Source organism: Acetobacter vaccinii, from assembly GCF_008365315.1.
Lineage (GTDB): Bacteria > Pseudomonadota > Alphaproteobacteria > Acetobacterales > Acetobacteraceae > Acetobacter > Acetobacter vaccinii.
In genome coordinates, this window is record NZ_CP043506.1 from 1317147 (window position 1) to 1331782 (window position 14636).

The following is a 14636-nucleotide window of genomic DNA, read 5'->3' on the forward strand; positions in this document are numbered from 1 at the left end:
TCTTTTTTGGATAAAAATTGCAATAATCTGCGAAAATAAACAGAAAATGGCATGATCTGCAACGTATTGGCGGGATTTTCCATCAGCTCTGATGGTAAACTTTCGCTTGTGAAACAATAGCGGACAAACAGCCGTGACCCAGCCTCCTCCACCGTGTAGTGCTTCCTGGCCCGCCACCCGTGCAGGGGCTGTCTTGCGGGTCGATCTTGCGGCGCTGGTCCGTAACTATGGGCACGTGGCAGGTCTGGCGCAGGGGGCTGCGTGTGCCGCTGTGGTCAAGGCCGATGCCTACGGGCTTGGGGCCGCTCAGGTCGCCCCGGTGCTGGAGCAGGCCGGCGCGCGCGAATTCTTTGTTGCCCATGTGGATGAAGGGCTGGCCCTGCGGCCGTACGTGTCCCCACAGGCGCGCATTACGGTGCTGCACGGCCCCCGCCCCGATGCGGTGGAAGCCTGCCTGGCCAACGGGCTGCGACCGGTGCTGAACAGTCTGGAACAGATCGGCTGGGTGCAGGCCGTAGCCCGGCAGCGCGGCACGGTGGTGGATGCGGTGCTGCAACTGGACACGGGCATGTCGCGCTTTGGCCTGTCAGAGGCAGACATTCACACCCTGGCCAACGACCCGAGTGCGTTTGATGGCCTGTCCCTCAGCCTGATCATGAGCCATCTAGCCTGCGCGGATAACCCGCAAGACCCCGCCAATGCCATGCAGGCGGCCCGACTGCGTGCCTATGCCGCCCTGCTGCCGCCTGCGCCGTTGAGCCTTGCGGCCTCGTCTGGCGTGTTTTTGGGGCCGGACTATCACTTCAACCTCGTGCGGCCGGGGGCAGCCCTGTATGGCGTGGCCCCGCAGACCGGGCAGGCCAACCCGCTGGAGGCCGTGGTGCGCCTGCAGGCCCATGTCTTGCAGACCCGCCAACTGCGTGCGGGCGACAGGGTTGGCTATGGGCTGACATGGCAAGCCCCAGGCCCGTGCCGGGTGGCCACGATCGGTGTTGGTTATGCTGACGGGTTTGCCCGCCAGGGGGCAGCGCTGGGGTGTGCCTGGTTTAAAGGCCGCCGCCTGCCGGTGGTGGGGCGGATTTCGATGGATTCCATGACAGTGGACATCACCGACCTTCCCGCTGGTGAGCTGGAGGCCGATGGCATGGTGGACCTGCTGGATGCCACCCATGGCGTGGATGCCGTGGCCCAGGCGGAAGGCACCATTGGTTACGAGGTGCTGACATCACTCGGGCGGCGTTATCACCGTGTCTATGACACGGCGGGCGTGGCCCATCCCGGTTCCTGACTGTCTGTTACAGAAATTGCCATAAGGTTGGGCGTCCATCGGCGTGTGTGCCTGAGAGCGTTGCCTGCCCGCCCCGGTGCTTTTGGGGTTGGGGCGCGTTTTCGCCTTCAGGCTGCTGGTGCCCGGTCTGCTGCAACAGGTTTTTGTAACAGCCCCTGAGTGTACATTTCACACGGAAAGAACGCAGACATGAAGATTCTTGTTCTTGGTAGCGGTGTTGTGGGTGTGACGTCCGCCTGGTACCTGGCTCAGGCCGGGCATGAGGTCACGGTGGTGGACCGCCAGCCTGCCGCGGGCATGGAAACCAGCTTTGCCAATGCGGGTCAGGTTTCGCCCGGATATTCCGCCCCGTGGGCCGGGCCGGGCGTGCCGGTCAAATGCGCGCACTGGCTGTTGATGAAATACCGCCCCTTTGTGTTCTGGCCCATGCCGGACCCGCATCTGTGGCGCTGGCTGGTGCAGATGCTCGAAAACTGCACATCCGCCGCCTATGACCGCAACAAGGGCCGTATGGTGCGCCTGGCGGAATACAGCCGCGATGTCATGTGCGCCCTGCGGGATGAAACGGGCATAAGCTACGATGACCGCCAGCGCGGCACGTTGCAGGTGTTCCGCACCCAGAAGCAGCTTGACGCCATCTCGGGCGATATTGCCGTGCTGCGCCGCTACAACGTGCCGTATGAGGTGCTGGATACGGCAGGCTGTATCCGTGCCGAGCCGGGGCTTGAATCCGCCCGCCATAAACTTGTGGGCGGGCTGCGCCTGCCGGGTGATGAAACGGGCGATGCCTTCAAGTTCACCCAGACTCTGGCGGGCATGGCGCAGGCCGCGGGTGTGACTTTTCAGTACGACACGTCCATCCGGCGGGTGCGGGCTGATGGCGGGCGTGTCATCGGGGTGGAAACATCACGCGGGCTGCTGACCGCCGACAGCTACGTGCTGGCACTGGGCAGCTATTCCCCCGCGTTGCTGCGGCCGCTGGGTATTCATCTGCCGGTTTATCCCATCAAGGGCTATTCCCTCACGGCGCCGATCACACAGGAAAGCAATGCCCCTGTGTCCACCATCATGGACGAAACCTTCAAGATCGGTATTACCCGGCTGGGTGACAGGGTGCGCGTGGGCGGCACGGCGGAAATTGCGGGCTTTAGCCTGCGGCTGCGCAAACCCCGGCGGGAAACGCTGGAACATTCGGTGACAGACCTGTTCCCCGGTAGCTGTGTGGCTTCCGAGGCCCAGTTCTGGACCGGGCTGCGGCCCATGACCCCGGATGGCACACCCGTGATCGGCCGTACCGGGCTTGAGAACCTGTACCTCAACACCGGGCATGGCACGCTGGGCTGGACAATGGCGTGCGGGTCGGGCCGGGTGCTGGCCGATATCATCTCCGGCCGTAAGCCCGATATTGCGCATGAGGACCTGAATATCTTCCGTTACGGAATGTAAAACTTCTGTTTCGGGGTCGCTTCCCGGCATTCTGGAGGCTGGGTTGCGGGCATGGTCCTTAATCCTGTGTTACCATGCCTGCACTGGCCCGCCGCGCCACGCATGCGCGGCGGCGCCGCCCGGCAACAGGCAGGTAAAACAGTACATATGAAAGCGGATTACAAAGGTTTACGTTCTGGCGGCATAACCGGGTGGGCAGGTGCGCGTGTTCTGGCGGGTGTCCTGGCGGTGTCGTCCCTGGTCCCGCAAGGGGTGCATGCCCAGGAGGGCGGACAGCCGCCCGCCCATGCTGCCCAGCCCAGTCCGCCAGCCGTGCAGGCGCAGGACGGCACCCCCCATCGCCTCCACTCGGTGATCATGCGCAGGCAGCGCGCGGGTGTTTCCCCCCAGGATATGGCCATGATCGCGGAACTGGAGAACAGAACCTTCCAGTGGTTCTGGGACTCGGCAGACCCCGTGACAGGGCTGGTGCCCGACCGGTATCCGTCCGACCAGACACAGGCCAGCGTGGCGTCGGTCGGTTTTGCGCTGACCGCTTACGGCATCGGGGTGGAGCGCGCCTATATTACCCGTAACCAGGCGGTAGAGCGCACTCTGCGCACACTGCGCACCCTCCAGCGTCTGCCGCAGAATGCCACGACTGACAATGCGGCGGGGTATCATGGGTTTTTCTACCATTTCCTCGACCACCGCACGGGGTTGCGTTTCAACCACGATATCGAACTGTCCAGTATCGACACTGCGCTGCTGATGCAGGGGGTGCTGTTTACCCGCAGCTTCTATAACCGCGACACCGTGCAGGAGCGCGAGGTGCGCCAGCTTGCTCAGGCCCTGTTCAACCGTGTGGACTGGCGCTGGATGCTGCGGCCCGACAACAGGCTGAGCATGGGCTGGACGCCCGAACATGGGTTTCTGTCCAACTACTGGGAAGGCTATAGCGAGGGGATGATGGCCTATGTGCTGGGTCTGGGCTCACCCACCCATGCGCTGGAGCCTGCGTCCTGGCAGGCCTGGCTGGCCACCAACGACAAGCGCTGGGGCGATTCCTACGGGCAGACGTTCCTGAACTTTGCCCCGCTATTCGGCCACCAGTACACCCATGCCTGGATTGACTTCCATGGCATCCGCGATGACTGGAACCGCCGCAAAGGGCTGGATTACTTTGAGAACAGCCGCCGCGCCGTATATTCCCAGCGGGCCTATGCCGAGGCCAACCCCGGCAAATGGCAGGACTACGGGGCCAATATCTGGGGTTTGACAGCCAGTGATGGCCCGGCTGACACAACCTTGGTGGAAAACGGCCAGCAGCGGCGCTTCTTTGGTTATTCGGCCCGTGGCGTGGGGCGTGACTATACGCAGGATGATGGCACACTGGCCCCCACGGCGGCGGGTGGGTCCATTGCTTTTGCGCCAGAAATTGTTATCCCCGCCCTGCGCACCATGAAGGAGCGGTATGGGGCGCGTATTTACGGCAAATACGGCTTTGTGGATGCGTTCAACCCCAGCTATCGCCCGGCCGGAGCCAATGGTTTCTGGGTGGATGACACCTATCTGGGGATCGACCAGGGGCCGATCCTGCTGATGATCGAAAACTGGCGCACCCAGCTTGTGTGGAACACCATGAAGCGCAACGAGGTTATCCGCCACGGTCTGCTGCGGGCGGGCTTTAGCGGGGGCTGGCTTGGGTTTGCCTCCACCCAGCAGGCCAAGCCTGTCGCTGCCCCGGCGGCGGATGGGCACAAGGGCTAGGACAGGCAGGCAGGGTCTGCGGGGCTACCCCACAGACCCTGTATTTTCTTGGAGTGCCCCAGGCTCGGGCAGGGCCACTCCTGACCGCCTTACCCCTGGTAAGAGGCAATCTCGATCAGGTTTTCATCCGGGTCGTGGCAATAGACCGAAATAATCGGCCCGATGGCCCCGATCCGCGCCGTCGGCCCTTCCACAACGCTGACCCCGCAGGCCTTGAGGTGTTCCACCACATCCGTGCTGGTAATGGCGGTAATAAAGCACAGGTCGTTGCCACCCGGCAGGGCGTGGGGGGCTGTGTCCCAGCCTGTGGCATCATAGGGGCGCAGGTTCAGCTTCTGCCCCCCAAAGCGCAGGGCGGTGCGGTTGTTGCGCCCGTATTCCTCCAGGTCCATGCCCAGAACACGCTGATACCAGGAAGCCGAAACTTCCAGATTTCTGACAGTCAGGACAACATGGTCCAGACGATCCACCGTAAAGCGCATGAAATCGCGGTGCTCCTCTCCTGCTGGCCCCCCTTGGGTGGAAGGGCCAGTCCCCTGCACATGGTGGCAGAGGTTACAGTTCAGCGTAGAAGTCGTTGCCTTTGTCATCAATAACAATAAAGGCGGGGAAGTCTTCCACTTCGATTTTCCACACGGCTTCCATCCCCAGTTCGGGGTATTCCAGCACTTCCACCTTGCGGATGCAGTCTTTGGCCAGGCGTGCGGCAGGCCCGCCGACTGACCCGAGGTAGAAGCCACCGTATTTCTGGCAGGCGTCGCGCACGGCTTTGGAGCGGTTGCCCTTGGCCAGCATGACAAAAGACCCGCCATTGGCCTGCAATTCATCCACGTAGGAATCCATGCGCCCGGCGGTGGTGGGGCCAAAGGAGCCTGTGGGCATGCCTTCGGGGGTTTTGGCCGGGCCTGCGTAATAGACGGGATGGTCCTTGAGGTACTGCGGCAGGCCTTCGCCCCGCTGCAACCGTTCACGGAACTTGGCATGGGCGATGTCGCGCGCCACCACCACGGTGCCGGTCAGGGCCAGGCGGGTTTTGACCGGGTATTTGGACAGTTCCTTGCGGATGTCGTCCATCGGGCGGTTGAGGTCGATTTTAACGGCCTCGCCTTCCAGATGTTCGTCCGTGGTTTCGGGCAGGAAACGCGCGGGATCGTGTTCGAGCTGTTCCAGAAAAATCCCTTCCGCCGTGACCCGCGCCTTGATCTGGCGGTCGGCCGAGCAGGACACCCCGATTCCCACCGGCAGCGATGCCCCGTGGCGCGGCAGGCGGATGACCCGCACATCGTGGCAGAAATACTTGCCGCCAAACTGCGCGCCAATGCCCAGCGTGCGGCTGAGTTCAAGCACCTTGCGTTCCATCTCGACATCGCGGAAGGCGTGGCCTGTCATGTCGCCCGTGGTGGGCAGGGCGTCATACCAGTGGGTGGAGGCCAGCTTGACGGTCTTGAGCGTTTGCTCGGCCGACATGCCGCCAATGACAATGGCCAGATGGTACGGCGGGCAGGCGGAGGTGCCCAGCGTGCGGATTTTGGTGTCCAGCCAGTCCAGCAACTGTTTTTCCGACCCCAGCAGGGCGCGGGTTTCCTGGAACAGGAAGGTCTTGTTGGCTGACCCGCCGCCTTTGGCGACGAACATCATGTCAAACTCTTCGTCATGCTCCCCGGCGGGGCTGGCAAAGATGTCGCACTGCACGGGCAGGTTGGTGCCTGTGTTCTTTTCCTCGAACATGGTCAGCGGCGCCATTTGCGAATAGCGCAGGCTGGTGCGGGTATAGGTTTCGTACACACCTTTGGAGAAGGCGACTTCCTCGTTCCCGTCCACCCAGACGCGCTGGCCTTTTTTGCCAAACACAATGGCGGTGCCGGTGTCCTGGCACATGGGCAGTACGCCGCCTGCGGCAATGCAGGCGTTTTGCAGCAGGTCGAGGGCCACAAAGCGGTCATTGTCCGAGGCTTCGGGGTCCTTGAGGATCGCGGCCAGTTTTTCCAGATGGCTGGGGCGCAGGAAATGCGCCACCTCGTGAAACGCCTGGGCGGTCAGTTCTGTCAGCGCCTCGGGCGTGACATGCAGCACAGTGCGCCCCCCGCAGGCCGAGGTGCTGACACCGGCAATATCCAGCTTGCGGTAGGTGGTTGTGTCCTTACCCAGCGGGAAAAGGGGCGAATAGGCAAAAGCCGGAACGGGGGGGCGGGGGGGCTGGCTGTTCATGGTCCTGTTACTCTCCTGAAGCCTGCCCCATGAATGGGAGGTCAGGCTGGTGATGGTCCTTTCCTGCGGAATGCGTCAAGGCTGACCACCTGGGAAGAGGCATCACCCGCCGCGTCGTCCGCATCGGCCTGGTCGTCTTCTGCCCCGGCTACGCTGTCTTCCTCCAGATCAACCTCAAAATGCAGGTTGAGGTGGATGGAAGGGTCCGCAAACCCGGTAATGGCCCGGGTAGGGATGACCAGTATGGAACCAACACCCCCAAAGGACAGGCCGACAGACACGATGCCTGCGACGCGGTCAACCTTCAGGTCCCAGAACTGGTGCTGGAGCACAATGGTCATCTCATGCGGATACTGAGCGCGGAGCCGGGACGGAATGTCCACGCCGGGGAAGTCCGTGAGGAAAGTCAGATAGAAATGATGCTTGCCCGCAAGCCCCTCGTGGCTCACATATTCGAGCGCACTGAGCATGATGCTGCGGTGTGCCTCATCCAGCCACTGGTCGTAGGGCAGCAGGCTGTCGGGCGCAAAGGTGCCATCACCGCCTGTTGTATCGTGGTCGTCTGCCATGGGGGGGGCTCCTTGCTGTCCGTCCGTCCTGAAAAAAATTCAGGGTAACCATACCGTAATGTTGTCCATGCGCGAAGGGGCGATGGCACGGGCAGGCCATGGCCTGCGGGTATGGAAAACGGGGGATGAGGTGGGAGGGCTTCTGTTGCCCGGTGCCCTCCCGAACCGCGCTTATCGCTTATGCAGCGACAGCGAGCACCTCAGAGTTATCATTGGCACTTGTGAAATTAGCCCGATGACGGTGGTACAATGCCGGGCAAAAGAAGTGTCTTTACTGCGCGTGTCGAGCCTGTTTCGTCCCCTGCGGTCCGGGTCATGCAACCCGGATACTGGTGGAGACGCCGGGTACCGCCCCCGGGTCCACTACGCCTATTCCACACACCGTTTATCGCCATAGCCGCGGGAAAATCCTGCGGCATCCTCACAATAAGCTGTGGCCTGGCCGAATGCAAGCAGTGTGGGTGGTTTTCGTGGTGGGTTGCCGTTCCCGTGGGGGGGAAAGCCTGCTAATGACCGCGCTCTCGACACCCGTTTGCACCAAGCCGGAGGCCACGCGCATGTCCCTGACCGAAGACCAACGCGCCGAAATCGCAGCCCACGGGCGGGAAAGCTTTTCCACCCGCCGGCCCACCGTAGCCGCGCTGGAGGCTATGCTCTACCAGCCGTTGGAAGTGCTGGACCACGGCTTTTTGCGTGTGGTGGACTACATGGGCGACGACAGCGCCATTGTGCAGGCCGCACGCGTGTCCTACGGGCGCGGCACACGGCGCGTGTCGGAGGATGCAGGGCTGATCCGCTACCTCATGCGGCATCGCCATTCCTCGCCGTTTGAAATGTGCGAGATCAAGTTTCATGTGAAACTGCCGATCTTTGTGGCGCGGCAGTGGATTCGCCACCGCATGGCCAGCGTGAATGAGTATTCGGCCCGCTATTCGATTCTCGACAGTGAGTTCTATCTGCCCGCGCCCGAACACATGGCCGCCCAGAGCGAGGTCAACCGCCAGGGCCGTGGTGACGTTCTGCCGCCCGATGCCGCCAGCGAGGTGCTGGACATCCTGCGGGGGGACGCCCTGCGGACCTATGGCAATTACGAGCGCCTGCTGGACAAGGACGAAGGCTTTGGCCTTGCGCGGGAACTGGCGCGCGTCAACCTGACACTGAACACCTATACCCAGTGGTACTGGAAGACCGACCTGCATAACCTCATGCATTTCCTTGCCCTGCGGCTGGACCCCCATGCCCAGTACGAAATACGGGCCTATGCGGAGGAAATGCTGGCAGTCCTGCACGCCTGGGTGCCGCAGACCGCCGCCGCGTTTGAGGAATATCGCCGGGGGGCTGTTACGTTCTCGGCCTCCATGATGGCGGTGCTGCGCCGCATGCTGGCGGGTGAGACCGTGGTGCGCGAAGGCACCGGCCTGAGCCAGCGCGAGTGGGATGAAATGATGGCAAGCCTTAACCCGTCTGCCTGACAGGACTTTGCCCACCGGGCGCAGGTCTGCCGGGTGGGCCTGCCCTGTGGGGCAGAGTATTTTTTACAGCCATTTGCGTGACTTTATCGCGAATGCACCCTCCAGAGGTGGTGCGGGCGCAAATCCATGGTCTAACGTGGCAGGTAGTCGAAGCCGGGCGTGGTCGCCGCGCCATAGCCAAGGAGAGCCGCCTTCCATGCCTGACGGAACAGCGCGTTTGCCCACCCCCGCCCATTCCCGTTCCCTGCTGCGCGGCCCTTGGGGCCTGCGTGCCCTGTCTGCCGCGCTGGTGCTGGCCATGGCGGCAGGGGGTGCTGCCCATGCCGAAACAGAGCGCGAGCGCCAGACCAAGGCCTGCCGGGGTGACGCTGTGCGCCTGTGCGCCTTTGCCATCCCTAACGAAGCCAAGATTACCCGCTGCATGGAGCGCAAAAAGGACAGGCTCAGCCCCGCCTGCCGCGTTTATTTTAAAGGAAGCGGCAAGCCCCACCCCAAGGGGTAAGGGCTGATGCGGCCTGTGGGTGGGCTCAGGCTTTGCGCCCCGCCCGCAGGCTTCTGGCCAGCGTGTGGGCAATTTTCCGCCAGGCCCGCCCGCCCTCGCTGTCGGGTGCGCCAATAACCACAGGCACCCCGCTGTCCCCGCTGGCGCGGATGTCGGCCAGCAGCGGTACTTCGCCCAGAAAAGGCACATCCATGGCTTCGGCTTCCTGCCGTGCGCCGCCGTGGCCGAACAGTTCGGTCGTGTGGCCGCAGTTGGGGCAGCAGAAATACGACATGTTTTCGATCAGCCCCAGAACGGGCACATGCACTTTCTCAAACATGCTGACCGCCCGGCGGGCATCGATCAGGGCAATGTCCTGCGGGGTGGAGACAATGACCGCCCCTGCCAGACTGGTTTTTTGAATAAGCGATAGCTGCACATCGCCCGTGCCGGGGGGCAGGTCCACCACCAGCACGTCGGGCGTGCCCCAGTCCACATCGCCCAGAAGCTGGTTGACGGCCCCCATCACCATGGGGCCGCGCCAGATCATGGCGGCTTTTTCATCAACCAGCATCCCCAGCGACATGGCGGTAATCCCCCACGCCTGCACGGGTTGCAGCCTGCCGTCCACAACTTCGGGCTTGCCCTGCATGCCCAGCATACGGTGCAGGCTGGGGCCGTGGATGTCAGCATCCAGCAGGCCCACTTTCAGCCCTTCCATGCCCAGCCCGACCGCAAGGTTGACAGCCGTGGTGGATTTACCCACCCCGCCCTTGCCAGATGCCACGGCAATAACGGCTTTAACACCGGGCAGCAGCGGGCCTTCGGTCGGGGCGGTGCCGCCCAGCGGGCGGTGGCCCTGGGGTTGTGCCGCCTGTTTGGGGGCCCCTGCGGGGCGGTGGGCTGTCAGCATGATGGTGGCTACCGTAACACCGGGTAGGGTTTCCAACTGGCGGCTGGCAGCGGGGCACAGGGCGGAGAGAGCCTCGGCCTTGTCGCGCGGGATGGCCAGGGTCAGCAGGAGCCGCCCGTTGTCCAGGCTACAGCTTTGCACCTGCCCTTCGGCAGCAAGGGAAAGGCCGGTGGCGGGGTCTCGCGCCATGTCCAGCAGCCGGGTGATCTCGTCGGTGGGGAAGGGAGCGTTCTGCGCCAATGGTCTGGTCCTGTAGTTCCTGAAGGGCATAAGCCCTGTCTTTCGCACACTGGTGGACAGGGGCGAAAGGGGCAGGGCTGGCGTATGTCATGCCTGCCTGTGTCTGGCAGGCGGTGTGCTGCTGTGCGGGCAGGGGCGCTGGTGCTGGCATGGCCACCCCCAGGCGGGGTAGGTCGCAGGCTGCCCCGATCAGGCAGGCCCGTCAGACCTTTGCTGCATTTTTTCTGGCACAGATCGGGCAGGATGGGTAGATGGGCAGCCGGGTGTGGGCATGATGGCGGGCCATGTGGCACAATGCTGCATCGGGCCATGGGGGTGGGCAGGCGTATGCAGCAGGTGGACAGGCTGGGCATGAAGGAACCGCTGGCAGGGCAGGGCACACCGCATGAGCAGCCCGCACGGGCAGGGCAGGCGGTTGCAGGCACAGGGCGGGACCACCGAATAGATGCCCTGCGCGGTCTGGCCCTGCTGATGATGTTTGTGGACCATATTCCACAAAACCTGCTCAACCGTTTTACCATGCGCAATATCGGTTTTGCTGACGCGGCCGAGGTGTTTGTGCTGCTGGCGGGCTATGCCTCGTGGCTGGCATATGGCCGGGGGTTTAAAAAATACGGTGTGCCCACCACGCTGCGGCGGCTGGGGCGGCGCTGTGTGCAGCTTTACGTCGGCCAGTTTATCATGGTTGTCAGCTATGTGCTGCTGGTGCGGGTCTGGCGCTATTTTACCCCGGTCTCGGTGGATTATCTGGAGCCGGAACTGGCCCATGGTACGGACTGGGTGTGGCGTGTGCTCATGTTTGACGCCCTGCCCAGTAACCTCAATATCCTGCCACTTTATATTGTGCTGCTGGCGGCGCTGCCGCTGATCTGTGTGCTCATGCGGTTGCACCGTTCCCTCGCGCTGGCGCTGTCAGGCGGGTTGTGGCTGCTGATCAACCTGGACCCGGAACTCAATTTTCCCAACTGGCTGGACCCCGATGGCTGGTATTTCAACCCGCTGGCCTGGCAGTTCCTGTTTGTGCTGGGCATGACGGCCTCGGCCGAGGCCGAGCGCAGGGGCTCGGACTTCCCCCGTCTGCGCTGGCTGTCGGGGCTGTGCTGGTCGTATCTGGTGTTTTCGGCGTTTCAGGCGTTTCCATGGGGTCTGTGGGGCCTGCCTGACCTGCGGCCCTTGGGGGATTCCCTGGCCCCGTCCAAGACATGGCTGTCCCCCGTGCGGCTTTTGGATGTGCTGGCCATTTTTTACCTTGTGCAGTCCTCGGCCTGGGCGCGGCGCTGGTCGGCACATGCGCGCGCGGGGCAGGTGCTGGCCTGCGTTGGCCGCCACTCGCTGGAAGTGTTTGTGGTGGGCACGGTGCTGGACCTGCTGGCGCGGCTGCTGTTCAGCACGTTCGGGGAGGGCTGGCCCCTGCAGGTTGCGGTCAATGTGGTGGGGCTGGCGTTTCTGATCACGCTGGCGCATGGGCTGGACGCCCGGCGCACCCGTGCACGGGCACGTGCCAGGGCGGCCTGATCTTGCCGCCTGTGGATGGAATGGCCTAACGTTTTGCCCCGTTGTGTTTACTCCTTCCATTTCCAGACAGAAAGTTCACCTGTCCATGCCCCTGTCCGCCCGCCTGTTGCACATTGTTTCCCTTTCCGGTGTCTTGCTGGGAGCAGGTGTGGGCGTGCCCGCATGGGCTGAAACCCCAGCTCTGCCAGCTCCCGCGGCACCGGCCACCCCAGCGCCTGCCGTGGTGGCCCCCCGCCCTGTGCCGGAAAGCTTTGCCGACCTTGCCGCGCGCCTGCTGCCTGCGGTTGTCAATGTCTCCACCACCCAGACCGTACACGGCAACGGGGATGATGAGGATGACGAGGACGACCAGCAGCCCCAGATGCCCGACTTCCCGCACGGGTCACCGTTCGAGAAGTTCTTTCACGATTTTATGAACCGCCAGACCGACCCCAACGCCCCGCCCCGCAGGATGCAGGCTCTAGGCTCGGGCTTTATCATCGACCCGGCGGGTTATATCGTGACCAACAACCATGTCATCCGCCATGCCGATAAGGTAACGGTGACCTTGCAGGACAATACGGTGCTGACCGCGCGCCCCATCGGGCATGATGACCGCACCGATCTGGCGCTCCTGAAGGTGGACAGCAAAAAGCCGCTGCCTTTTGTCTCGTTCGGTGACAGCGACCGCCACCGCGTGGGCGACTGGGTGCTGGCCATTGGCAACCCGTTTGGCCTGTCGGGCACGGTGACGGCAGGGATCATCTCCTCGCGCGGGCGTAATATCGAGCAGGGGCCGTATGATGATTTCATCCAGACCGATGCGCCCATCAACAAAGGCAATTCCGGCGGCCCGCTGTTTGACATGGATGGCGCGGTCATTGGGGTGAATACGGCCATTTATTCCCCATCCGGCGGCTCGGTCGGGATTGGTTTTTCCATTCCCTCCAACGAGGCCCGTAGCGTGGTTGAGCAACTGCGCAAGAACGGCAAGGTGTCGCGCGGGTGGCTGGGTGTGCGTATCCAGAACGTGACACAGGACATTGCTGACGGGCTTGGCCTGTCCCCCGCCCGGGGTGCGCTGGTGGCCGGGGTAGAAAAAGGCGGCCCGGCAGACAAGGGTGGCCTGCATACCGGCGATGTGGTGCAGACGCTCAACGGCAAGCCGATCGAAGGCAAGGCGCTGCCCCGCCTGTCGGCCCAGTTGCCGGTAGGCAGCGTGGCCCATCTGGGCCTGTGGCGGCATGGCAAAACGCTGGACCAGCCCGTGACCGTGGGTGCCCTGCCCGAAGAGGCTGAGGAAGCCGCCGCCAAACCCGCCCCCGAGCACAAGCAGCCTGCTGCTGTCAGCTTTGAGGACTTTGGTTTTTCCGTAGGCCCGCTGGACGCGCAGGCCCGCCAGAAATATGGCCTGCCCGCGGGGCAGAAGGGTGTGCTGGTGCGCTCGGTGCGTGATGACGGCATTGCCGCCGAACGTGGCCTGAAGGAAGGCGATGTGATTACCGAGGTCCAGCAGGCCGAAGTCACCAACCCGTCGGCCCTGAAGCAGCGTATGGAAGCCGCCCGTAAGGAAAAGAAGCGCTCCATCCTGCTGCTGGTGCATGACACGGACGGCATGCGCTGGGTACCCCTGCCGCTGACTGGGGAGGACAAGCCCTGAAGGTGCAGTTCCCGGCGGTGGTCAGGCATTGGGTGTGGCGGTGGCAGGCGGTTGTGCATCATCTGGCACGCTGGCGGGCACAGCCTGCGGTGTGCCAGACCGCGCGTATGCTCAGTGCCGTGGCTCTGGCCGCAGGTGTTGCCCGGCTGACCCGCCTGCAGGAACCCGGCTGGGCGCTGATTACCTCTGTCATCGTGGTGCAGAACAGCATAACGGACACGATCTCCAAGGGGCGTGACCAGTTGGTGGGGACGCTGATCGGGGCGACCGTCAGCATTGTGCCCATTACGCTGATGATGTTCATGCACTGGCCGGTCTGGGCTGCGTTTACGCTGGCGTTTGTGCCGCTGGCGGTGCTGGTGTCGCGCAAGCCCGAAGCGCGCCTGGGGGTGGTGACGTTGATGGTCGCCATCCTGTTCCCCTCTGATAACGACCCGTATCTGCGGCCGGTGGAGCGTGTCATTGCCATTCTGATCGGTGTGGCGTCGTCCACGATCGTGACGTATGTGGTGCTGCACGAACAGGCCCGGCGCGATGCCTTCCGCAACGCGGCGCAGACAATCCGCCAGATTGTGGACATGTTGCAGGCCGCCCGGGCTGGAGATGTGGCGTGGTCGGTCATTCAGGACAAGAATGACGAGTGCGCGGCCACCCTACGCAAGGTGCAGGCCGCTCTGGAAGAAGCCCGGCGCGAGCACTGGCGACCGCTGGAGGAGCGCGACCCCATGCTGGCCCGCCTGCCCCAGGGCATACGCCAGTTGCAGATGGATGCGCTGGTTATGGCGCGCGCCATGCTGACCCTGCCTGAACGTGCCGCCGCGCTGAACCCCCATGATGCGACGGTCCTGCAAGCGGGTATCATGCGTGGGTTCCAGTGGCTGATCGCCCGTTGTGAAAGCGAGGCCGTCGCCCGCACGGGGGACGACAGGCGTGTTGCGGCGGGCGTGATTGCCGCCCTGCCCACAGGCGAGGCGGAAGACCCCATTATCCGCTTTGTTGTCAGCATTTTGCTGACAGACCTGCGCCAGCTTATCCAGTTTCTGGGTGATGATGATACGGACAGGCCGGGCTGAGACCCTGTTGCGGGCAGGGCGTTTTCTACCCGCCGTATCTTTC

Annotated in this window: 12 protein-coding genes and 1 other RNA gene; 8 read left to right on the top strand and 5 right to left on the bottom strand. The window is 63.4% G+C overall.

What is annotated here, in order from left to right:
• Positions 1-133 precede the first annotated feature (133 nt).
• The 3 genes from alr to FLP30_RS05865 all read left to right on the top strand — a co-directional run bounded on the left by alr (position 134) and on the right by FLP30_RS05865 (position 4483).
• Positions 134-1288: an alanine racemase gene (gene alr, locus FLP30_RS05855; protein ID WP_149278990.1), complete on the top strand. Its 1155-nt coding sequence runs from the start codon at positions 134-136 to the stop codon at positions 1286-1288.
• Positions 1289-1477: 189 nt separating this feature from the next.
• A complete protein-coding gene (locus FLP30_RS05860) occupies positions 1478-2734 on the top strand; it encodes a D-amino acid dehydrogenase (protein ID WP_149278991.1) in 1257 nt (418 codons plus the stop codon).
• A 147-nt stretch (positions 2735-2881) separates the two neighbouring features.
• Positions 2882-4483, top strand: a complete 1602-nt coding sequence (locus tag FLP30_RS05865; protein ID WP_246856608.1) for a glucoamylase family protein — start codon at positions 2882-2884, stop codon at positions 4481-4483.
• 89 nt (positions 4484-4572) lie between these two features.
• Here the strand turns inward: FLP30_RS05865 and FLP30_RS05870 are convergent, their stop codons facing one another.
• The 4 genes from FLP30_RS05870 to ssrA form a co-directional block, all read right to left on the bottom strand.
• The gene (locus FLP30_RS05870) at positions 4573-4965 is read right to left on the bottom strand and encodes a VOC family protein (protein WP_149278992.1); all 393 of its coding nucleotides are present in this window, start codon (positions 4963-4965) and stop codon (positions 4573-4575) included.
• Positions 4966-5038: 73 nt separating this feature from the next.
• Positions 5039-6691 carry a fumarate hydratase gene (locus FLP30_RS05875; RefSeq protein ID WP_149278993.1) on the bottom strand — a complete coding sequence of 551 codons (1653 nt, stop codon included), beginning with the start codon at positions 6689-6691 and terminating at the stop codon, positions 5039-5041.
• 41 nt (positions 6692-6732) lie between these two features.
• Positions 6733-7260: an SspB family protein gene (locus FLP30_RS05880; RefSeq protein WP_149278994.1), complete on the bottom strand. Its 528-nt coding sequence runs from the start codon at positions 7258-7260 to the stop codon at positions 6733-6735.
• Between the two features lie 131 nt (positions 7261-7391).
• Positions 7392-7716: a transfer-messenger RNA gene (ssrA, locus tag FLP30_RS05885) on the bottom strand.
• Positions 7717-7817: 101 nt separating this feature from the next.
• Between ssrA and thyX the strand changes: the two genes are divergently transcribed.
• Together thyX and FLP30_RS05895 are read left to right on the top strand one after the other, a co-directional pair.
• On the top strand, positions 7818-8732 hold the full coding sequence (thyX, locus tag FLP30_RS05890; protein ID WP_149280247.1) for an FAD-dependent thymidylate synthase: 915 nt from the start codon (positions 7818-7820) through the stop codon (positions 8730-8732).
• 196 nt (positions 8733-8928) lie between these two features.
• Positions 8929-9234, top strand: coding sequence for a hypothetical protein (locus tag FLP30_RS05895; RefSeq protein WP_246856609.1), 306 nt, complete (start codon positions 8929-8931; stop codon positions 9232-9234).
• Positions 9235-9259: 25 nt separating this feature from the next.
• Here FLP30_RS05895 and FLP30_RS05900 read toward each other — a convergent pair whose 3' ends face one another.
• Entirely contained in the window at positions 9260-10315 is a 1056-nt protein-coding gene (locus FLP30_RS05900) for an Mrp/NBP35 family ATP-binding protein (RefSeq protein WP_246856627.1), read from the bottom strand.
• Between the two features lie 402 nt (positions 10316-10717).
• On the opposite strand from FLP30_RS05900, the gene FLP30_RS05905 reads away from it, so the two are divergent.
• The 3 genes from FLP30_RS05905 to FLP30_RS05915 all read left to right on the top strand — a co-directional run bounded on the left by FLP30_RS05905 (position 10718) and on the right by FLP30_RS05915 (position 14593).
• On the top strand, positions 10718-11881 hold the full coding sequence (locus tag FLP30_RS05905; protein ID WP_168200119.1) for an OpgC family protein: 1164 nt from the start codon (positions 10718-10720) through the stop codon (positions 11879-11881).
• 85 nt (positions 11882-11966) lie between these two features.
• Complete coding sequence (locus tag FLP30_RS05910; protein ID WP_149278996.1) at positions 11967-13520, top strand: DegQ family serine endoprotease; 1554 nt, start codon at positions 11967-11969, stop codon at positions 13518-13520.
• Positions 13521-13522: 2 nt separating this feature from the next.
• Entirely contained in the window at positions 13523-14593 is a 1071-nt protein-coding gene (locus tag FLP30_RS05915) for an FUSC family protein (protein WP_246856611.1), read from the top strand.
• Positions 14594-14636 lie beyond the last annotated feature (43 nt).